The sequence below is a fragment of the Cellulomonas sp. P4_A2 genome, from assembly GCF_056402515.1.
This window is the reverse complement of record NZ_JBFUHG010000008.1, coordinates 73,511-91,803: the sequence shown is the minus strand read 5'-3', so window position 1 is coordinate 91,803 and position 18,293 is coordinate 73,511. Positions and strand designations below refer to the sequence as shown.

Below are 18,293 nucleotides of genomic sequence, written 5' to 3'. Positions count from 1 at the left end.
GCGAGCGCGCCCGGGGGAGGGACGCGTCGGTGCCTGCTGGCACGATGGTGCCCACACCTTCCACCTCACGAGGACGGACACGCAGTTGCCTGCACCGTTGCCCGCACAGCTCTCTGCCGACAGCCACGATCTGATCCGCGTCCAGGGGGCGCGCGAGAACAACCTCAAGGACATCAGCGTCGAGCTGCCCAAGCGTCGCCTGACGGTGTTCACCGGCGTCTCGGGCTCCGGCAAGAGCTCGCTGGTCTTCGGCACGATCGCCGCCGAGTCCCAGCGCATGATCAACGAGACGTACAGCAGCTTCGTGCAGGGCTTCATGCCGAGCCTGGCCCGCCCGGACGTCGACGTGCTCGACGGCCTGACGACCGCGATCATCGTCGACCAGGAGCGGATGGGCGCCAACGTGCGGTCCACCGTCGGCACCGCGACGGACGCGAACGCGATGCTCCGGATCCTGTTCAGCCGGGTGGGCCAGCCGCACCTCGGCTCGCCCCAGGCGTTCTCGTTCAACGTCGCCTCGGTGTCCGGGGCCGGCGCGATCACGATGGAGCGCGGCGGCGAGACCGTCAAGGAGCGTCGCAGCTTCACGGTGACCGGTGGCATGTGCCCGCGGTGCGAGGGCATGGGCAGCGCCACGAGCATCGACCTGACGCAGCTCTACGACGACTCCAAGTCGCTCGCGCAGGACGCGCTCACTATCCCGGGGTACACCGGGGGCGGCTGGAACACGCGGCTCTACATGGAGTCCGGCTTCTTCGACCCGGCGACGCCGATCCGCGACTTCACCGAGCAGGAGCTGCACGACTTCCTCTACCACGAGCCCGTCCGGATGAAGATCGCCGGCATCAACATGACGTACGAGGGACTGATCCCGCGGATCGAGAAGTCGATGCTCTCGAAGGACAAGGAGGCGATGCAGCCGCACATCCGCGCGTTCGTCGACCGTGCCGTGACCTTCACGCGGTGCCCCGACTGCGGCGGCAGCCGGTTGAACGAGGGCGCCCGGTCCTCCCGGATCGGCGGGGTCAACATCGCCGATGCCTGCGCGATGCAGATCAGCGACCTGGCCGAGTGGGTGCGCGGGCTCGACGAGCCGTCCGTCGCGCCCCTGCTGAAGAACCTGCGGGCCATCCTCGACTCGTTCGTCGACATCGGCCTGGGCTACCTGTCGCTCGACCGCCCGTCGGGAACGCTGTCGGGCGGCGAGGCGCAGCGGACCAAGATGATCCGGCACCTCGGCTCGTCGCTGACCGACGTCACGTACGTGTTCGACGAGCCGACGATCGGGCTGCACCCGCACGACATCCAGCGGATGAACACCCTGCTCCTGGCGCTGCGCGACAAGGGCAACACGGTGCTCGTCGTGGAGCACAAGCCGGAGACGATCGTGATCGGCGACCACGTCGTCGACCTCGGCCCCGGCGCCGGGACCGACGGAGGGACGATCTGCTTCGAGGGCACCGTCGACGACCTGCGCGCGAGCGGAACCCTCACGGGCCGCCACCTCGACGACCGATCCGTGCTCAAGGAGACCTTCCGGGCTCCGTCGGGCACGCTCGAGATCCGCGGGGCGAAGGCGAACAACCTGCGCGACGTCGACGTCGACATCCCGTTGGGGGTGCTCGTCGTCATCACCGGGGTCGCGGGCTCCGGCAAGAGCTCGCTGGTGCACGGGTCGATCCCGGACGACGCGGGCGTCGTGTCCATCGACCAGGGCGCGATCAAGGGGTCCCGCCGCAGCAACCCCGCCACGTACACGGGACTGCTCGAGCCGATCCGCAAGGCGTTCGCCAAGGCCAACAACGTCAAGCCCGCCCTGTTCAGCGCCAACTCTGAGGGCGCCTGCCCGAACTGCAACGGCGCCGGCGTCATCTACACCGACCTCGGTCCGATGGCCACGGTCGCGACGACGTGCGAGGTCTGCGAGGGCAAGCGGTTCGACGCCTCGGTGCTCGAGTACCACCTGGCCGGCCGGGACATCAGCGAGGTGCTGTCGATGTCGGTCGCGGAGGCCGAGGAGTTCTTCCGGACGGGGGAGGCACGCACCCCCGCGGCGCACACGATCCTCGCCCGTCTCGTGGACGTCGGGCTCGGCTACCTGCGCCTCGGCCAGCCCTTGCCCACGCTGTCCGGTGGCGAGCGGCAGCGGCTCAAGCTGGCGACGCACATGGGGGAGAAGGGTGACATCTACATCCTCGACGAGCCGACCACCGGCCTGCACCTGGCGGACGTCGAGAACCTGCTGGGGCTGCTCGACCGGTTGGTCGACTCCGGCAAGTCCGTCATCGTGATCGAGCACCACCAGGCCGTCATGGCGCACGCCGACTGGATCATCGACCTCGGTCCGGGCGCCGGCCACGACGGCGGCCTGGTCGTCTTCGAGGGCACTCCGGCGACGCTCGTGGCCGACCGGACGACCCTCACCGGCCAGCACCTGGCGGCGTACGTCGGTTCCTGAGCGGGTGCCTGTCACACATGGCCGACGAGGAACGTCGAGTGGGTGACCGGCACTCACGAGAGGAACCCGCCATGACGAACACGACCGAGACCACCGAGGGCTTCACCGCCGCCGAGCGCGCCGCCATGAAGGACCGTGCCCGGGAGGTGAAGTCCGCGGGCAAGAAGGCCGACGGGCTGGCCGACCTGCTCGAGAAGGTCGCCGAGATGGAGGACGCCGACCGGACGATGGCGGAGCGTCTGCACGTCCTGGTGACGGACGCCGCACCCGGGCTCGAGCCGAAGACCTGGTACGGCATGCCCGCCTACGCGAAGGACGGCAAGGTCGTGCTGTTCTTCAAGCCGGCCGCCAAGTTCAAGGCGCGGTACGCGACGCTCGGCTTCAGCGACTCGGCCGCGCTGGACGACGACGTGCTGTGGCCGACGGAGTTCGCGCTGACCCGGCTGACCGCCGCCGCCGAGCAGCGGATCACCGACCTGGTGACCCGGGCGGTCGGCTGACGCGAGCGATCCCGGGACATCGGCCACGAGCTGGCGTCCCGGGATCTCGGCGGACGCCTGGCGGGCTGCGTAGGCTGCTGAGCGGTGCTCGTCACCCCACGACGACGTGGGGTCCACCGAGGCACGACCTGTGGAGGGATCGACCGATGGCTGACCGGACCGACACCACGACCGAAGGCTTCACCGCCGAAGAGCGCGCCGCGATGAAGGAGCGTGCCAAGGAGGTCCGCCCCAGGGGCAAGAAGGTCGACGGGCTCACCGACCTGCTCGAGAAGATCGCCGAGATGGACGACGCCGACCGCGCGATCGCCGAGCGGGTCCACGCCATCGTCACCGACGTCGCGCCGGACCTGGAGCCCAAGACCTGGTACGGCCAGCCCGCCTACGCCAAGGACGGCAAGGTCGTGGTCTTCTTCCAGGCCTCCGGGAAGTTCAAGACGCGCTACGCGACCCTCGGTTTCAACGACACCGCAGCGCTGGACGACGGCTCGATGTGGCCGACCTCGTTCGCGCTCAAGGCACTGACGCACGACGACGAGAAGCGCATCGCCGCGCTCGTGAGAGCGGCCGTGAGCTGAGCCGACGGCCCGTCTCCTGACCCGTGCGTCGGCCGCCGCGGCGGCCCGCGCGTCGTGGGGGACGCGCGAGCCGCCCGGTCGACGACCGTCGCGGGGGAGGCCCGGTCGGGTCAGGCGTCGTCGAACTCCTCGGAGGCGAGCAGCCCGATCTCGACCAGGTCGAGCGGGTGCACCCACCCGTCGCTGATCGGGACGCCGCCGGCGCGGGCGATCGCGTCGCGCAGCGGTGCAGCCCAGACGTGCTCGATCAGCGCGATGGCGGCCGCGGACCCGTTCGGGATCTGCGCAGCGACGTCCCACGCGCGCTCCTCGTCGATGACGTGGCCGTCGGACCCCGCCTCGAGCCCGAGCAGCGCGCCGGCCTCGAGACCGGCCTCGCCGGCCAGACCGAGGCCGAGGAGCGCGCCGACCGTGGCGCCGAAGTCCTCCGCCTCGTCGACCGACAGGTCGCTCCAGCTCAGGGCGACGACCTCGCCGTCGACCGTCTTCTCGACGACGAGGACGTCGATGAGGCGGATGAGCTCGTTCTCCCGCAGCCGGGCGAGCTCCTCCAGGATCTCCCCGGAGAAGTTGGGCTCCTCGAAACCGACGACGAGCAGCTGGACGGGACCGATGGGCATGCTGGGCTCCTTCACACCGATGTTCGAGTGCCCTCGGACGACGGCACCTGTCCTGCGTCGCGCGTCAGGCGTTGAGGAGCTTCGTCTTCTGCGCGTCGAACTCTGCCTGGGTCAGGACGCCCGCGTCGAGGAGCTCCTTGAGCTTGGCGAGGTCCGCGTAGACGTCGGTGGGTGCGGCTGCCGGTGCGGCCGGCGGCGCGGCCTCCACCGGGGCGGCCACCTGCTCCGGAGCGCTAGCCTCCTGCGCCGCAGCATTCGCTGCGTTCGCCTGGGCGGCACCTCGGTTCGAGGCGACGTGGGCCGTGGCCCCGAGTACTGCTGCGCGACGTAGCATCCGCGGCATCGTGTTCTCCTTCGGTCCGACGTCGACGCGGTGCGCCGTCGCCAGGGTGTACGGGCGAGCCGCGTCCGCCGTCGGGCCGGTCTCGCACGCGGGACCGTCCATCGGAGCGTAGACCGCGCCCGGTTCATCCTGGGATCGTCCCGAGCGGGTGATATGCGGGAAAGCCGTCTGCGGCACGTACCGAGGCAAACGCCGATAATGCACATTATGACACTACGGTTCCGGAGCACCGTGCCGTCGACCCGGCACCTGCACGAAACGGCCCTCCCCGAGGCGAGCGACCCGCCATGCTCGTCCGCACGGTCCTTCTGCTGCTGCTCGCGGTCAGCCTGCCCATGCTGCGCCGGCGGCACTGGACGGAATCCCGGCGGTGACCGGCCGGCGGATCAGCACAGCGCCGAGCCGGCGTGACGACGCGACGCTGCTGCGGCAGCCTGCCGTCGCAGCGATCGTCCTCGGTGTCCTGACGCTGGTGCTCTGGTCGCTCGCTCTCCTGACCCACGACGCCCTGGACGCCTGACGGCGGTCGCCCGCGTGGCTCCCCGAGCTCTCTCCCCTGAAGTCTTGACCGCTGCACTTGTTTTTTGCAAGTATCGAGTCGTCGACCTGCTGGACCCCGAGACCGGACGAAGGACGCCTCATGTCGTCAGACCGGAAAGTCGTCGTGTGCCACCTGCTGTCGCTCGACGGCGTCGGCGAGAGCCCCCAGTCGTTCTTCACCGAGTGGGACGACGAGGCGGACGCTGCCGGCGCCGACTGGATCGGCACGCAGGACGCGGTGATCCTGGGCCGCAGCTACGACGAGTGGGTCGGGTTCTGGCCGGACAGCGAGATCGAGCCGTTCGCCACGTTCATCAACACGGTCCCGAAGCACGTCGCGACCTCCACGCCGCTCACCCCGGAGTGGGCCGGAGCGAGCGCCATCGACGGCCCGCTGGTCGACGCCGTCCGTGAGCTGAAGAGCCGGCCGGGTGGCGACATCGGCGTCCACGGCAGCATCTCGGTCGCGCAGGCGCTGCTCGCGGCGGGCGTGGTCGACGAGCTGCGGCTCGTGGTCGCACCGACGATCGCCGGCTCCGGCCGCAAGCTCCTCGACGGGCTGCCGCCGATCCGCCTCACCCCGATCCGGAGCACGGTGTCGCCGACGGGGTACCTGATCCTCGACTACCGCGTCGTCGCGTAGTCGCTCACCACCGCCACACACAAGGGAGAGCTCGACATGACCGCGATGTTCGTCAACCTGCCGGTGACCGACCTGGAACGCGCCAAGGCGTTCTACACGGCGGTCGGATTCACGTTCAACCCCGCCATGTCCGACCACAACGGCCTCTGCATCGTGGTCGAGGCGGACCACAGCTACCTCATGCTGCTCACGCGCGAGTACTTCCAGACCTTCACCGACCTCCCGATCGGCGACCCGGCCGTCAACCCGTCGGTGTCGACCGCGATCTTCCTCGAGGGTCGCGACGCGGTCGACTCGCGCGTCACCGCCGGCCTCGCCGCCGGCGGCACGGAACCGCACGAACCGACCGACTACGGCTTCATGTACCAGCGCCAGCTCAACGACCCCGACGGCAACATCCTCGAGTTCGGCTGGTTCGACCCGTCCGCCGCGGCCCCGGCTCCCGAGGCACTCGCGGACCAGCAGGCCTGACCTCCATGCCGGCACGCGAGTACGGGCAGTACTGCGGCATCACGCAGGCCCTCGAGCTCGTCGGCGAGCGCTGGGCGCTGCTCATCGTCCGCGACCTGCTCGTCGGGCCGCGTCGCTACGGAGAGCTCGCCGCGGGACTCCCCCGCATCCCGAGCAACATCCTGGCGACGCGGCTCAAGGAGCTGCAGGCGGCCGGCATCATCCGCCGGGCGCCGCGCTCGCGCATCATCGTCTACGAGCTGACGCAGTACGGGCACGAGCTCGAGCCGGTCGTCCTGGCACTCGGCGCCTGGGGCAACAAGGCGATGGGCGACCCGCGCGAGGGGCAGATCATCACTCCGGACGCGATGACCATGACTCTTCGCACCGCGTTCCGTCCGCAGGTGGCCGCGGACCTCCCGTCGACCGCCTATGCGGCGCACCTCGGACCCGTCGAGCTGCTCGTCCGTGTGGACGGCGCCACGCTCGACGTGACGCGCGGCGACGGGCCGGTCGACCTCGCGTTCGCCACGGGTCCGGAGATCCACCGGCTCATCTCGGGGCGGCTCGCCCCCGACCACGCGATCGCGACGGGCGCCGTCGAGGTGCTGCGCGGACGCGGCGACCTCCTCGACCGCTTCGCGAGCACGTTCCACCTGGCCGCCTGACGTGCCGCCCCCGCGGGKGCGGGGGCGGCATTCCAGCGGCTACTGGCCGGGCGGCAGCACGGGGCTGTTGTGGTACCCGGCGATCAGCCAGCGCCCGTCGCGCTTCTCGAACGCCCAGGTCGCGTTCACCTTCCGCGCCTCGGGCACCTGCGTCTCGCCGGCGAACAGGATGCCGGACTCGCTGACCACGATCGCCGCGTCCCGGCCGACGAAGCGCAGGCTGAGCGGCCGGTTGTAGGTCGAGGTGTTCTTGAGCGGTCCGTCGAAGGCCAGCGCCATGCTGTCGCGGATCGCGTCGCGACCCGCCCGGAGCGAGCCGGGCATGATCGCCGTGGCGTCCGCCGTGTAGTCGGCCACCATCCCGGCGGCGTCGCCTGCCTCCCACGCCCGGTAGGAGTCGACCAGCACCGCCTGGATGGCGGCCTCGTCCTGCGCGCGACTGTCTGACATCGGTGTCTCCCTCCTGAACGGTTCGGCCGGGGCTCCGGCGAACTCGTCAGTACATACCGGCGGGGAGACCGAAACTCATCGCGGGACCGTGCGGTCACCCAGGACGGCCGCCAGACCGAACGACGCGAAGACCTCGGCGTCCTGGAACACCGAGTTGCGGCTGATCCCCTCGACGGTGACGGTGAAGACCTGCAGCGTGTGCAGCTCGTAGCGGTCGCTGGCGCGACGGTAGGCGGCGAAGCCCGGCTGGCCGTTCGCGGCGACCTGGACCAGGGTCCAGTCCGTGCCACCGACCTCGAACACCCAGTCCATGAACGCGCCGTAGCCGTCCGTGCCGACGAACCAGTTGAGCATCGGCGGCATCTCCATGAGCACGTCGTGGGTGAGCAGCCGCTTGAGACCCTCCACGTCCGCCGCCTCGAACGCCACCATGTACCGGTCGACCCAGGCGCGCTGCTCGGCGGTGGACGGCTCGGCCAGCGGTTCCGGACCGACTCCGGCGGCCCTGACCCGTGCCCGCGCCCGCTGCAGCGAGCTGGTCACGGACGCGACGGTCGTGCCGAGGATCTCCGCCGACTCGGACGCCGAGAAGCTCAGCACGTCGCGCAGGATCAGTGCACCCCGTTGCCGAGCCGACAGGAGGTGCAGGCTGGCGACGAACGCCAGGCGCAGAGTGCTGCGGTCGACGGCCGTGCGGGCGGGATCGACGGCGTCGAGCAGCGGGTCCGGCAGCGGCTGCAGCCACGCGACGCGCTCCCCCGGGACCAGGGGGCCGCGTGGGTCGGACGCCGCCACCAGGCCGGACGGCAAGGGCCGGCGGCCGCGGACCTCCAGCGCGGTCAGGCACGCGTTGGTCGCGATGCGGTACAACCAGGTGCGCAGCGAGCTGCGGGCCTCGTCGTACTGGTCCCGCGCCCGCCAGGCGCGCAGGAACGTGTCCTGGACCAGGTCCTCGGCGTCGTGGGGCGAGCCGAGCATGCGGTAGCAGTACGCCAGCAGCTCCGCGCGGAACTGCTCGACCGGGAGGTCGATCCCCTCTGTCCTCGTCGTCACGCCTCGCCCTTCTCGACTCCAGCCGAGCCAACATACGACGCAGCGAAGTCGATCGGTGATTTCATGTCGAGAAGCGCCGACCGGCTCCGCTCTCCAGGTGAAGGGCCGCGACAGACGGGGCCCACGACACACCAGGAGAACGACGATGCCGAAGTACCTGCTCCTCAAGCACTACCGCGGCGGCCCCGAGAACATCCGCCAGGTCCCCCCGATGGACCAGTGGGCACCCGAGGACATCGAGGCGCACATGGCGTTCCTCAGGCACGTCTCGGAGCTGCTCGAGAAGAACGGCGAGTACGTCGACGCGCAGGCGCTCACGCCGGCGCGCTCGTGGGTGCGCTACGGCGGCCCGGACGCCGCGCCCGTCGTCACCGACGGCCCGCTGCCCGAGACCAGCGACCTGGCCGCAGGCTGGTACATGATCGACGTCGACTCGTACGAGCGGGCGGTCGAGCTCGCGGCGTACGTCTCGTCGGAGCCCGGGCCCGGTGGCACTCCCCTGTACGAGTGGATCGACGTCCGCGAGGTCATGTCCGAGATCCCCGCGAACGACTGATGTCCGAGCCGGACCCAGGGCTGGACGAGGGCGCCCTGCGCGCCCTCGTCCCGCGCGTGCTCGCCGGCCTGGTCCGGCGGGGCGAGGACTTCGACGCCGCCGAGGACGCGCTGCAGGAGGCCCTCCTGGAGGCGCTCCGGGTGTGGCCCGAGCATCCCCCGCGCGAGCCCCGGGCGTGGCTGACGACGGTGGCGACGCGACGGCTCGTCGACGCCCGCCGCAGCGAGGCCGCACGCGACCGGCGCGAGGAGGTCACGTACGCCGAGCCGGTCCCCGGTGCCGGTGAGGACGGCGACGACACGCTGTTCCTGCTGTTCTGCTGCTGCCACCCCGACCTCTCGCCCGCGTCCCAGGTCGCGCTGACCCTGCGAGCGGTCGGCGGCCTCACGACGCGGGAGATCGCGGACGCCTTCTTCGTCCCCGAGCCGACGATGGCGCAGCGGATCAGCCGCGCCAAGCGGGACCTGCGCGGCAGGCGGCTCGACCAGCCCGGCGACCTGGCGGTCGTGCTGCGCGTGCTCTACCTCGTCTACACGGCGGGTCATGCGGGTCGGGTCGACCTCGCGGCCGAGGCGATCCGGCTCACCCGCCAGCTGACGCTCGCCACCCCGGAGCCCGAGGCACGCGGGCTGCTCGCGCTGATGCTCCTCCACCACGCCCGGCTCCCCGCCCGGCTGGACCCGGACGGGCTGATCATCACGCTCGACCGGCAGGACCGCACCCTGTGGGACACGCGTCAGATCGCCGAGGGCGTGCGGGTCCTGCAGGATGCGCTGGCGGCCCAGCGGCCCGGTCGCTACCAGATCGAGGCGGCGATCTCCGCGCTGCACGACGACGCGGCGCGGGCGGAGGAGACCGACTGGCCGCAGATCCTCGCCTGGTACGACGACCTCGTCGCCCTCACCGACGACCCGGTGCGCCTCGACCCCGCCGCCGTGCTCGGGCGGGCGGTCGCGGTCGGTCACGTCCTGGGCGCCGATGCCGGGCTGCGCGAGACCGACCGCCTGCGCGAGGTCCTCGGGAACCGGCATCGATGGCACGCCGTCCGCGGCCACCTGTACGAGCTCGGAGGCGACCTGTCGTCGGCGGCCGACGCGTACGCGGACGGCGCACGCCTGGCGACGGACGTGACGGAGATGAGACACCTGGTCCGACAGGCGGCGTGCGCGCGGTTCGCGGCGGCCGAGGGAGCGCCGACGTCATGACGATCGGCGCAGAGAGCGCGTGCGCGTGGGCCGCGGGCGGCGCTGACCGCTACGGCGCGTCGTCGGCCGGCGCGAGCGTGAGGACGTACCGCTCCTCGGTCAGGGAGCCGTCGCGCGATAGCGCCTGCCGCTCCCCCGTCCGGGCGTAGCCGGCCCGGACGTACAGGTCGCCGGCGGCGTGGTTGTTGTCGACGAGCCACAGCGACAGCGTGCTCGCGCCGTCCTGTACAGCCGCCTGGCGCACGGCGTCCAGGAGCGCCCAGCCGAAGCCCTGGCGACGAGACTCGGGCGCGACCCACAACGAGATGATGTGCCGGTCGTCGACCGGCGAACCGGGCTCCTGGAGCATCTGGACGATCCCGCGGCCGGTGCCGGCGTCGTCCAGGGCGATCCAGGTGGGGCTCGTGCGCAGGCGCATGCGCCAGTGCGACTCGACGAACCGGTTCTCCCGGGCAAGCGACGCGCCGAAGATCTCGGGGTTCTCGCGGACCGCCCGCAGCCGGACGTCGCGGACGATCTCCCAGTCGTCCTCACCCACGCGTTGGATCAGCACCAGGACAGGATGCCGCACGTCGGGCACGGACGCCGTCAGGGCGCGTCGCGCGCCGCGATCGGATCCGTCAGCCGCCGTGTCCCGCCGGGTCGGGGACAGACCGGGCGGCGTCCGCTATCTCCTCCTCCGGGCGGGGCGGCACCGACTCGTCGTACTCGAGCTCGGGCACCTCGTGCGAGTGGCCGTCGTGGCCTGCAGGCTGCGTCACGATCGTCTCCCTCCGACGAGGTTCACGGTACGCACCCGCGGGCCGGCGCGCTGCCTCTACAGCTCGATCGACTCCCCCGGGCCGAGCAGGACCGGGTCGCCGGCACCGCCGAGCCGGCCGACGAGCGTCGAGGCGAGCCCCACCCCGGGTGGCGACAGCTGGGCGTCGTGGATCGTGACGAGGCGGCCCGGGCCGACCGATCGCACGTAGTCGACGACCTCGCTGATCTTGAGCCACGGACCGCCGATCGGGGTCATCAGCACGGCGACGGAGGCTCCGAGGGGGTCGACGAACGCGTCGCCGGGGTGCAGGACTCCCGAGACGAGGTACCCCACGTTCGCGGCCCGGGGGACGTCGGGGTGGATCAGCGCGTGCCACTCCCCCAGCACGGCTACCTCGAAGCCACCCGCCTCGACGGTGTCCCCGGCGCGCACGACGTGCAGCCGGTCGCCCGGCGCGCCCGCCTCGGCCAGGAGGTCGATCACGGGCTGCGGCGCCCAGACCTCGACCCCCGCCGCCACCACCGCGTCCGGGACCACGTGGTCGGCGTGCTCGTGGGTGACCAGGACGGCCGAGACGCCGTCGAGGGCACCGGGGATGTCGGAGAAGGCGCCCGGGTCGATCACCAGGTGGTCGTCGCCACGGTCGAGACGGACGCAGGAATGGCCCCAGCGGGACAGGCGAGTGCTCATGACTCGCAGTCTCTCTCGGCACGCGTCCCGGTGCTGCTCGAACGCGCACGGCGCGTGTTTCGTGATCGACACGTGGCCCCGATACGGTGTCGCCCGTGCTGGTGCTCGGGGTGTGCAGTCTCAAGGGCGGCGTCGGAAAGACGTCGGTGACCCTCGGTCTGGCGTCGGCCGCCCTGGAACGCGGCCTGCGCACCCTCGTGATCGACCTGGACCCGCAGGGCGACGCCACGATGGCGCTCGGCACGCGCCCGGACACCGCCGACGTGGCCTCGGTGCTGGAGCTCCCGGGCGCCGCGACGATGGAGGCGGCGACGGTCCGCTCGTCGTGGGCCGACGAGGGGCTCGACGTCCTCGTGGGCTCGGAGCGCTCGGCCGACCACGACCGGATGCGCGACAACGACGTCGAGCGTCTGCGGTACGCGCTCTCGTGGGTCAACGGCTACGACCTGATCCTCATCGACTGCCCGCCGTCGCTCGGCGGACTCACGCGGACGGGCCTCGTCGCCGCGGACCGTGCGATCGTCGTGACCGAGCCGGGGCTGTTCGCGGTCATGGCCGTGGGCCGCGCGATGCGGACGATCGACGAGCTCCGCCGCGGCCCGGCGCCGGCGCTCCAGCCGCTCGGGATCGTGGTCAACCGCGTGCGTGCCCGCTCGGTGGAGCAGGCGTTCCGGCTCGAGGAGCTCCAGACGCTCTACGGACCGCTCCTGCTCACGCCGTTCGTGCCCGAGCGTGCCGCCCTGCAGCAGGCCCAGGGGGCCGCGCAGCCGGTGCACGCCTGGCCCGGGGCGGCGTCCGCCGAGCTCGGTCGGACGTTCGACGCGCTGCTGGACAGAGCACTGCGCGCGCCCCGCCGCTAGGCAGGACGCGCGCAGGACGTCGATCGTCGGTTCAGCCGGCGGTACGGGCCTGACGGCGCATCGCGAGCTCGTCGTGCGGGGACGGCTCGGCGGTCACGTCCTCGTCCTCGTCCGCACGCTCGCTGGGCAGCGCCGCGAGGGTGCCCTCGACCTCGCGCCAGACACGGCCGACGGCGATGCCGAACACGCCCTGACCGCCCTGCACCAGGTCGATGACCTCGTCGGCGGACGTGCACTCGTAGACGCTGGCACCGTCGGACATGAGCGTGATCTGCGCGAGGTCGTCGACTCCGCGCTCACGCAGGTGGCTGACGGCGGTACGGATCTGCTGCAGCGAGACGCCCGTGTCCAGCAGGCGCTTGACCACCTTGAGGACGAGGATGTCGCGGAAGCTGTAGAGGCGCTGGGTCCCGGAGCCGGTCGCGGGGCGGACCGACGGCTCGACGAGCCCGGTGCGAGCCCAGTAGTCGAGCTGGCGGTACGTGATGCCGGCCGCCCGGCACGCCGTGGGCCCGCGGTAGCCGGTCGAGGTGTCGAGATCAGGGAGGTCGTCGTCGAACAGCATGCCCTGTGCGCGCTGGGGAACGACCCCGCCGACGCTCTCGGCATTCTCGGTGCTGGTCACGAATCCTCCACTCTTAACGCCGGTCGGGTCGACTGCGCCCCTGGGTACCCCCGGCTACGTGCCACAGTAGGCCCGTCGAGGGGCAGATGCCATGACGCCTCCGGGCGTGTCGGCGTCCGCGAGTCTCACCTTCAACCTGAACGCGAAGGTTCGGGTCAGAGGCCCTCGTCGTCGGGCTCGCTGCCGGTGCCGAAGTCCTCCGGGGTGACCAGGTCCAGGAACCGGCGGAACTTCTCCAGGTCCTGTTCCGACGACGTCGTGCGGACCTCGACGCCGGCGACCGCGACCACCTCGGCGGAGCACAGCACCGGGCAGGAGAACCGCAGCGCCAGCGCGATCGCGTCCGAGGCGCGCGAGTCGACGCGCGGACCGGTGCGCAGCACGAGCTCGGCGTGGAACACGCCCTCCTCCAGCCGGGTGATCTCCACCCGGGTCAGGCCCGAACCGGTGGCGACGAGGACGTCGCGCAGAAGGTCGTGCGTCATCGGTCGCGGCGGGACGATGCCGGCCTGCGCCGACGCGATCGCGCTGGCCTCGGACGGGCCGATGAGGATGGGGACCAGCAGCTCGGAGTCGGGGTCCAGGAGCAGCACGACGATCTCGTCGTCCGCGAGGTGCTGACGCACACCCACGATCTCGACGGGAATCAGCTCGGCGTCTTCCCCCATACGGCCCAACCTACGACGCCGCAGGCGATCCGGCGCCCCCCTTGTGCGGATCGGCGTGTATCGGTCCCGTTACGGTGCGAGGTCGGCGACGGCCGCACGCACGAGCGCCGTGTGCATCTGCGTGCACAGCTCGCCGACCTCGGCGGCCAGCGTCCCGGCCCGTGCACGGCTCGACGCGCTGCGCTGCCCGCGCCACGGCGCGACGACCTGCTCGACGAGGTCGGCCTGGCGGTCCGCGGCGGCGCGGAACTGACGCAGGTGCCGCGGGTCGATCCCGTGCTCGGCCAGCGCGGCCGCCGAGACGACGATCTGCAGCGCCCACGAGTCGAACGCCCCGGACAGGTGCGGCCGCAGGATCCCGGCGGTGACCAGGTCCTCGATGAACGATGGCTCGACGGCAGCCTCGCGGGAAAGCAGCTCGAGGGTCAGGCGCGGGCCGGACGACTCGCGGACGCCGTCACGGGTGGCGAGCCGGGCACGGGGCGCCTGCTCGTCCTCCTCCCCCGCGTCCAGGGCGGCCAGGCGCTCGCCGATGACCTTCAGTGGCATGTAGCGGTCGCGCTGCTGGCGCAGGACGAAGCGCAGGCGCTCGACGTCGGCCGGCGAGTACTGGCGATAGCCGGACGCCGTGCGGACCGGCTCGATCAGCCCCTGCTCCTCGAGGAAGCGCAGCTTGGACGTGGTCACGGCGGGGAACTCCAGCTGGAGCGAGGCGAGCACGTCGGAGATCCGCATCGTCGCCCGACGGGAGATGCCGCGCGGCCAGAGCTCGTCCGTCGCGGGGGTCTCCTGCGTGGGTGCAGGCGTCTCGACAGCGTCCAGCCGCTGCGGTCGTGCACTCACCACGCGGTGCCCCCGGTCGATCCGTTCGGTCCGTTCACGCGCCTGCCGCGTCCCGGTGCGGGCTGGGGTGGAACGTCATGCGGTACTTGCCGATCTGCACCTCGTCGCCCGAGCGGAGCACCGACTGGTCGATGCGGGTGCGGTTCACGTACGTGCCGTTCAGTGAGCCGATGTCGCGCACCACGAACTGGTTGCCCTCGCGGACGAACTCGGCGTGCTTGCGGGAGACCGTCACGTCGTCGAGGAAGATGTCCGCCCCCGTCGACCGGCCCGCGACGGTGCGCTCCGCGTCGAGCAGGAACCGTGCGCCGGCGCTCGGGCCGCGCTGCATGACGAGCAGCGCGGAGGTGGGGGGCAGCGCGTTGACGGCACCGACCTCGTCCGGGGTCAGCCCGACCGGGGCGCCGGCCTCGATCTCGACCTCGACGGGCTCGATCGCGCCGAAGCTCATGGTCGTGTCCGGTCCGGACGGCGGTCCACCCACCTGCGGGTCCTCGCTGCTCATGCCACCTCCCGGCCCGGTACCGACGACGAGTGCGTGCTCGTCGTCACGCGTCCACACACCCTATGCGGACCGGGCCGCCCCGCGCAGCACCGTCGACGAGCGCGCCCCGGACGTGGTGTCGCGAAACCCGGATCATCCGCCCGACGGCGGCACGGGCGTGGCGTACACGGGGTCGGGAATCACCCGCAACGCCGTGATCTGGACGTTGTCCCGCTGCTCCACGTCACCCTGCCCGCCGTTGTTGCGGACCTGCGCCATCGCGCCGCCGGGGATCTGCAGGGCGGGGTCGATCGTGTCGGGGTCGCCGATCGCGATCCACACGTAAGGGGAGGTGAGGTTCATCCCGTCGAGCATGATCGCGCCCGCCGTCCCCGTGAACGCGCTGCTCGCAGTCACCCGTTGACCGTTCAGCTCGATGGCCTCGGCGCCCGCGTTGCGCAGCTCCTCGAGCACGCCGAGCATCGTGTTCGGCTTGATCAGACCGTCGGGCTCCGTGAGCGTCACGACGACTCCCGGGCCCTCGGCCGGCAGACGGCCCGTGAGGATGCCCTGGGTCTCCGCGCTGCGGCGCAGGGCGTCCAGCGCGGCCTGGCGCCGGTCGGAGCCGGAGAGCAGCTGGTCGCGCTCGCGCGTCAGGTCCGCGGACTCGTCGGCGAGGGCGTCCCCGCGGTTGGTGACCTCGTCGAGGATGCGCACCAGGTCCTGCTGGCGCATCGTGCTGAGGTCGGCGCCGGCGGCCTGACGCACCTGGACCACGAGCGCGAACCCCAGCAGGGCGCACAGGACGCCGGCGAGCACCTGCGCCCGGGTCATCCGCGGTCGCAGGGCGCGGCCGAGCACCGACCACGGGCCGGGTTCGGCGTCGTTCGGCTCGTCGGTCGCGTCCGGTCCCGACGACGCGACCGCGTTCTCGTCGTCGACGTCGGGCTCGACCGTGAGCTCCGGCTCGACGGTCGCGGCCTGCGGTCCCGTGTCCTCGGCCTCCAGCTGCTCGGGCGCGTGCGCGCTGGGCTCGACATCTCCGAGGGCGTCCGCGAACGTCTCCTCGATCGCCTCGGCACGCGCCTGCTCGATGGCCTCGGCGCGCGCGAGCTCGGCGGCGGCCGCAGCGGCCAGCGGCGACTCGTCGTCGTTGACGACCGGCCCGGCGAGGTCGGGGCGCGGTTCGTTGAGCGCGTCGAAGACCTCGAGGTCGCTCGGGCGGTCGACGACGGCGTCGGCCTCGTCGCGGCCGTCGTCGTCGTTCGGAGAGCCCGCCACGGTCATGCCTTGAACAGGTGCCGGCGGATCGAGGCTGCGTTGGAGAAGATCCGGATCCCGAGCACGACGACCACCGCCGTCGACAGCTGCGTACCGACACCGAGCTGGTCGCCGAGGAAGACGATGAGGGCGGCGACCACGACGTTCGAGAGGAACGAGATGAGGAAGACGCGGTCGTCGAAGATGCCGTCGAGCATGGCGCGCAGGCCGCCGAAGAGCGCGTCGAGGGCGGCGACCACGGCGATCGGCAGGTACGGCTGCAGCTCCGTGGGCACCGTCGGCTGCAGGAGCAGCCCACCGACGACGCCGATGAGCAGCCCGATGACGGCGATCATCTGACTCCCCTCCCCGAAAGACGTGCCGACCATGCCACACCCGACTCGTCGGGCGCACGTTCCGGGCCGTCCGCGCCGCTGGTCGACCCGGTCGTGTCGTCCGGCGTCGGCTCCGTCGAGCCGTCGGACTCCGACGAGCCGAGGACGGTCGCGTCGTGCAGCGTGACCGGTCCGGTGCCGGGGAGCTTGAGCCGGGACTGCGACGACATCTGCACGCCGATACCGAAGGTCGTGCGCAGCGTGGACATGAGCTGGCCGGCGGTGGTGCGGGCGAGCGCCGTCTGCATCGCGACGGGGTCACCGATCGCGTCCACCTTGTACGGGCTGCTCAGCGGCACGAGGTCGACGAGGACCGCGTCGCCGGCGGACCGGATGGCCGTCATGGACGTGAGGCGCTGCCCGTTGATCGCGATCGCCTCGGCCCCCGACGCCCACAGTCCGTTGACCACCACCTGGAGGTCGCCGTCCTGCACGCGCTCCCGCGGGTCCTGGGTGTCGGGATCGTCCGACGGGGCGTCCGAGAGCTCGAGGCGCAGCCCGCGCCCCTCGACCGGCACGACGCCCGACTCGACCGCGACGTCGTCGGCCGCGTCCCGCAGAGCGAGGTCGTCGTCGCCGAGGACCTCGCTCTGGAGCGTGCCGACCTCCGCGGTGAGGTCGTCGATCTGGGTCTGCAGGTCGTCGGCCTTGTCCGTGCGCTCCCCGATCTGGTCCTCGAGGATCTCGCGCGCGCGCTGCACCGAGCTCGCGGGCTGGCGCAGGGCGATCGTCGCGGCGGTGGTGCCGAGCCCGAGCACCACCGCGATCGCGACGAGGGTCGAGACCGAGCGCGCCGTGCGGGGGTGCGCCTTGCCCTCGGCCCGCCGGGCCGCCGCCTCGGCGTACCCCGGGTCGAGCGGCCGGCGGTAGACCTCCGTCAGCAGGGTCATGGACGCGTCGGGCGGACGGGTGGGCGCGACCGGCAGGCCGCCGTCGGCGCCGTGCCGGGACGTCATGCCGGTTCCGCGGGCGCGCGCAGCAGGCGGGCGGCCTGCGCCAGGTACAGCGCTCCGGCGAACCAGTACAGCGCCACGCCCCACAGCGCGAACGCCCAGCCGACGACGCCCGCGACGACACCGACCCAGGAGTCGACCTCGGCGAGCAGCAGCAGCGGGAACGCGTAGAGCAGCGCGAATGTGCCGGCCTTGCCCGCCAGGTGCACGGGCAGCGGCGCGTAGCCCGCCCGGCCGAGCACGAGGAGCATGATGCCGAGCACCACGTCCCGCAGGACCAGCACGACCAGGAGCCACCACGGGACGACGTCCCGCCAGGCCAGGGCCACGAGCGTGACGATGATGAACAGGCGGTCCGCGGCGGGGTCGAGCAGCTGACCGAGGCGCGAGACCTGCCCGAGGCGGCGCGCGAGCACCCCGTCGAGCCAGTCGGAGGCGCCGGAGACCGCCAGGACGACGATCGCCCAGCCGTCGCTGCCCATGGCCAGCAGCACCGCGAAGACGGGCACGAGCAGGAGCCGGGCGAAGCTGATCGCGTTGGGGACCGTCAGGACGCGCGAGGAGACGGCCTGGTCGTCTGCCATGGCCTGCCTCCCCGAGTACCCGTGCCGACTGTGCGGCGTCGATCCTATGCGGGCGTCGCGACGGCTCCCGACCGTGGCGCGCGGCGGATCCCGACCGATGGTGC

The 18,293-nt window shown here is 72.0% G+C and carries 25 protein-coding genes; 10 read left to right on the top strand and 15 right to left on the bottom strand.

Going from position 1 to position 18,293, the window contains the following annotated elements; genetic code table 11:
• The first annotated feature begins 85 nt into the window (after positions 1-85).
• The 3 genes from AC1DUE_RS10615 (at position 86) to AC1DUE_RS10605 (ending at position 3,536) form a co-directional block, all read left to right on the top strand.
• Positions 86-2,458, top strand: coding sequence for an ATP-binding cassette domain-containing protein (locus AC1DUE_RS10615; protein ID WP_477039380.1), 2,373 nt, complete (start codon positions 86-88; stop codon positions 2,456-2,458).
• 71 nt (positions 2,459-2,529) lie between these two features.
• Complete coding sequence (locus AC1DUE_RS10610) at positions 2,530-2,958, top strand: iron chaperone (RefSeq protein WP_477039379.1); 429 nt, start codon at positions 2,530-2,532, stop codon at positions 2,956-2,958.
• Between the two features lie 146 nt (positions 2,959-3,104).
• Complete coding sequence (locus AC1DUE_RS10605) at positions 3,105-3,536, top strand: iron chaperone (RefSeq protein WP_477039378.1); 432 nt, start codon at positions 3,105-3,107, stop codon at positions 3,534-3,536.
• Between the two features lie 110 nt (positions 3,537-3,646).
• Here the strand turns inward: AC1DUE_RS10605 and AC1DUE_RS10600 are convergent, their stop codons facing one another.
• Positions 3,647-4,156 carry a hypothetical protein gene (locus AC1DUE_RS10600; protein ID WP_477039377.1) on the bottom strand — a complete coding sequence of 170 codons (510 nt, stop codon included), beginning with the start codon at positions 4,154-4,156 and terminating at the stop codon, positions 3,647-3,649.
• Positions 4,157-4,220: 64 nt separating this feature from the next.
• Positions 4,221-4,601 (bottom strand): SHOCT domain-containing protein, encoded by a 381-nt coding sequence (locus tag AC1DUE_RS10595; protein ID WP_477039376.1) that lies wholly within the window; start codon positions 4,599-4,601, stop codon positions 4,221-4,223.
• A gap of 268 nt (positions 4,602-4,869) precedes the next feature.
• Between AC1DUE_RS10595 and AC1DUE_RS10590 the strand changes: the two genes are divergently transcribed.
• From AC1DUE_RS10590 to AC1DUE_RS10575, 4 genes are all read left to right on the top strand, one after another.
• A complete protein-coding gene (locus tag AC1DUE_RS10590; protein ID WP_477039375.1) occupies positions 4,870-5,019 on the top strand; it encodes a hypothetical protein in 150 nt (49 codons plus the stop codon).
• A gap of 120 nt (positions 5,020-5,139) precedes the next feature.
• Complete coding sequence (locus tag AC1DUE_RS10585) at positions 5,140-5,682, top strand: dihydrofolate reductase family protein (protein WP_477039374.1); 543 nt, start codon at positions 5,140-5,142, stop codon at positions 5,680-5,682.
• A gap of 36 nt (positions 5,683-5,718) precedes the next feature.
• Positions 5,719-6,153 (top strand): VOC family protein, encoded by a 435-nt coding sequence (locus AC1DUE_RS10580; RefSeq protein WP_477039373.1) that lies wholly within the window; start codon positions 5,719-5,721, stop codon positions 6,151-6,153.
• A 5-nt stretch (positions 6,154-6,158) separates the two neighbouring features.
• Complete coding sequence (locus AC1DUE_RS10575; protein ID WP_477039372.1) at positions 6,159-6,800, top strand: winged helix-turn-helix transcriptional regulator; 642 nt, start codon at positions 6,159-6,161, stop codon at positions 6,798-6,800.
• A gap of 39 nt (positions 6,801-6,839) precedes the next feature.
• On the opposite strand, the gene AC1DUE_RS10570 is transcribed toward AC1DUE_RS10575, so the two are convergent.
• Entirely contained in the window at positions 6,840-7,250 is a 411-nt protein-coding gene (locus AC1DUE_RS10570; RefSeq protein WP_477039371.1) for an SgcJ/EcaC family oxidoreductase, read from the bottom strand.
• A 75-nt stretch (positions 7,251-7,325) separates the two neighbouring features.
• The gene (locus AC1DUE_RS10565) at positions 7,326-8,303 is read right to left on the bottom strand and encodes an RNA polymerase subunit sigma-70 (RefSeq protein WP_477039370.1); all 978 of its coding nucleotides are present in this window, start codon (positions 8,301-8,303) and stop codon (positions 7,326-7,328) included.
• 145 nt (positions 8,304-8,448) lie between these two features.
• Here AC1DUE_RS10565 and AC1DUE_RS10560 point away from each other — a divergent pair, with 145 nt between their 5' ends.
• Positions 8,449-8,859, top strand: coding sequence for a YciI family protein (locus AC1DUE_RS10560; protein ID WP_477039369.1), 411 nt, complete (start codon positions 8,449-8,451; stop codon positions 8,857-8,859).
• Complete coding sequence (locus AC1DUE_RS10555) at positions 8,859-10,064, top strand: RNA polymerase sigma factor (protein ID WP_477039368.1); 1,206 nt, start codon at positions 8,859-8,861, stop codon at positions 10,062-10,064. Before AC1DUE_RS10560 ends, AC1DUE_RS10555 begins: the two co-directional genes overlap by 1 nt.
• A gap of 49 nt (positions 10,065-10,113) precedes the next feature.
• Here AC1DUE_RS10555 and AC1DUE_RS10550 read toward each other — a convergent pair whose 3' ends face one another.
• The 3 genes from AC1DUE_RS10550 to AC1DUE_RS10540 form a co-directional block, all read right to left on the bottom strand.
• A complete protein-coding gene (locus AC1DUE_RS10550; protein WP_477039367.1) occupies positions 10,114-10,617 on the bottom strand; it encodes a GNAT family N-acetyltransferase in 504 nt (167 codons plus the stop codon).
• Positions 10,618-10,684: 67 nt separating this feature from the next.
• Entirely contained in the window at positions 10,685-10,825 is a 141-nt protein-coding gene (locus AC1DUE_RS10545) for a hypothetical protein (RefSeq protein WP_477039366.1), read from the bottom strand.
• Between the two features lie 56 nt (positions 10,826-10,881).
• Positions 10,882-11,517: an MBL fold metallo-hydrolase gene (locus tag AC1DUE_RS10540; RefSeq protein ID WP_477039365.1), complete on the bottom strand. Its 636-nt coding sequence runs from the start codon at positions 11,515-11,517 to the stop codon at positions 10,882-10,884.
• A 95-nt stretch (positions 11,518-11,612) separates the two neighbouring features.
• Between AC1DUE_RS10540 and AC1DUE_RS10535 the strand changes: the two genes are divergently transcribed.
• Positions 11,613-12,377, top strand: a complete 765-nt coding sequence (locus AC1DUE_RS10535; RefSeq protein ID WP_477039364.1) for a ParA family protein — start codon at positions 11,613-11,615, stop codon at positions 12,375-12,377.
• 31 nt (positions 12,378-12,408) lie between these two features.
• Here AC1DUE_RS10535 and AC1DUE_RS10530 read toward each other — a convergent pair whose 3' ends face one another.
• The 8 genes from AC1DUE_RS10530 to clsA all read right to left on the bottom strand — a co-directional run bounded on the left by AC1DUE_RS10530 (position 12,409) and on the right by clsA (position 18,189).
• Entirely contained in the window at positions 12,409-13,002 is a 594-nt protein-coding gene (locus tag AC1DUE_RS10530) for a MerR family transcriptional regulator (RefSeq protein ID WP_477039363.1), read from the bottom strand.
• A 155-nt stretch (positions 13,003-13,157) separates the two neighbouring features.
• Entirely contained in the window at positions 13,158-13,670 is a 513-nt protein-coding gene (locus AC1DUE_RS10525; protein ID WP_477039362.1) for a bifunctional nuclease family protein, read from the bottom strand.
• A 69-nt stretch (positions 13,671-13,739) separates the two neighbouring features.
• A complete protein-coding gene (gene ftsR / locus AC1DUE_RS10520) occupies positions 13,740-14,492 on the bottom strand; it encodes a transcriptional regulator FtsR (protein WP_477039459.1) in 753 nt (250 codons plus the stop codon).
• Between the two features lie 55 nt (positions 14,493-14,547).
• On the bottom strand, positions 14,548-15,018 hold the full coding sequence (locus tag AC1DUE_RS10515) for an FHA domain-containing protein (RefSeq protein ID WP_477039361.1): 471 nt from the start codon (positions 15,016-15,018) through the stop codon (positions 14,548-14,550).
• 132 nt (positions 15,019-15,150) lie between these two features.
• Positions 15,151-16,278 carry a DUF881 domain-containing protein gene (locus tag AC1DUE_RS10510; protein ID WP_477039360.1) on the bottom strand — a complete coding sequence of 376 codons (1,128 nt, stop codon included), beginning with the start codon at positions 16,276-16,278 and terminating at the stop codon, positions 15,151-15,153.
• A gap of 2 nt (positions 16,279-16,280) precedes the next feature.
• Positions 16,281-16,613: a small basic family protein gene (locus tag AC1DUE_RS10505; RefSeq protein WP_456824714.1), complete on the bottom strand. Its 333-nt coding sequence runs from the start codon at positions 16,611-16,613 to the stop codon at positions 16,281-16,283.
• Entirely contained in the window at positions 16,610-17,608 is a 999-nt protein-coding gene (locus AC1DUE_RS10500) for a DUF881 domain-containing protein (protein WP_477039359.1), read from the bottom strand. The genes AC1DUE_RS10505 and AC1DUE_RS10500 overlap by 4 nt, the downstream gene beginning before the upstream one ends.
• Positions 17,605-18,189 (bottom strand): cardiolipin synthase ClsA, encoded by a 585-nt coding sequence (gene clsA, locus AC1DUE_RS10495; RefSeq protein ID WP_477039358.1) that lies wholly within the window; start codon positions 18,187-18,189, stop codon positions 17,605-17,607. The genes AC1DUE_RS10500 and clsA overlap by 4 nt, the downstream gene beginning before the upstream one ends.
• Positions 18,190-18,293: the final 104 nt, after the last annotated feature.

Excerpts from the sequence above, each read along its gene's own strand:
- AC1DUE_RS10610 (WP_477039379.1), top strand. The coding sequence starts at position 2,530 with ATGACGAACACGACCGAGACCACCGAGGGCTTCACCGCCGCCGAGCGC.
- AC1DUE_RS10605 (WP_477039378.1), top strand. The coding sequence starts at position 3,105 with ATGGCTGACCGGACCGACACCACGACCGAAGGCTTCACCGCCGAAGAG.
- AC1DUE_RS10600 (WP_477039377.1), bottom strand. The coding sequence starts at position 4,156 with ATGCCCATCGGTCCCGTCCAGCTGCTCGTCGTCGGTTTCGAGGAGCCC.
- AC1DUE_RS10595 (WP_477039376.1), bottom strand. The coding sequence starts at position 4,601 with ATGGACGGTCCCGCGTGCGAGACCGGCCCGACGGCGGACGCGGCTCGC.
- AC1DUE_RS10585 (WP_477039374.1), top strand. The coding sequence starts at position 5,140 with ATGTCGTCAGACCGGAAAGTCGTCGTGTGCCACCTGCTGTCGCTCGAC.
- AC1DUE_RS10580 (WP_477039373.1), top strand. The coding sequence starts at position 5,719 with ATGACCGCGATGTTCGTCAACCTGCCGGTGACCGACCTGGAACGCGCC.
- AC1DUE_RS10575 (WP_477039372.1), top strand. The coding sequence starts at position 6,159 with ATGCCGGCACGCGAGTACGGGCAGTACTGCGGCATCACGCAGGCCCTC.
- AC1DUE_RS10570 (WP_477039371.1), bottom strand. The coding sequence starts at position 7,250 with ATGTCAGACAGTCGCGCGCAGGACGAGGCCGCCATCCAGGCGGTGCTG.
- AC1DUE_RS10560 (WP_477039369.1), top strand. The coding sequence starts at position 8,449 with ATGCCGAAGTACCTGCTCCTCAAGCACTACCGCGGCGGCCCCGAGAAC.
- AC1DUE_RS10555 (WP_477039368.1), top strand. The coding sequence starts at position 8,859 with ATGTCCGAGCCGGACCCAGGGCTGGACGAGGGCGCCCTGCGCGCCCTC.
- AC1DUE_RS10540 (WP_477039365.1), bottom strand. The coding sequence starts at position 11,517 with ATGAGCACTCGCCTGTCCCGCTGGGGCCATTCCTGCGTCCGTCTCGAC.
- AC1DUE_RS10525 (WP_477039362.1), bottom strand. The coding sequence starts at position 13,670 with ATGGGGGAAGACGCCGAGCTGATTCCCGTCGAGATCGTGGGTGTGCGT.
- AC1DUE_RS10515 (WP_477039361.1), bottom strand. The coding sequence starts at position 15,018 with ATGAGCAGCGAGGACCCGCAGGTGGGTGGACCGCCGTCCGGACCGGAC.
- AC1DUE_RS10505 (WP_456824714.1), bottom strand. The coding sequence starts at position 16,613 with ATGATCGCCGTCATCGGGCTGCTCATCGGCGTCGTCGGTGGGCTGCTC.
- AC1DUE_RS10500 (WP_477039359.1), bottom strand. The coding sequence starts at position 17,608 with ATGACGTCCCGGCACGGCGCCGACGGCGGCCTGCCGGTCGCGCCCACC.
- clsA (WP_477039358.1), bottom strand. The coding sequence starts at position 18,189 with ATGGCAGACGACCAGGCCGTCTCCTCGCGCGTCCTGACGGTCCCCAAC.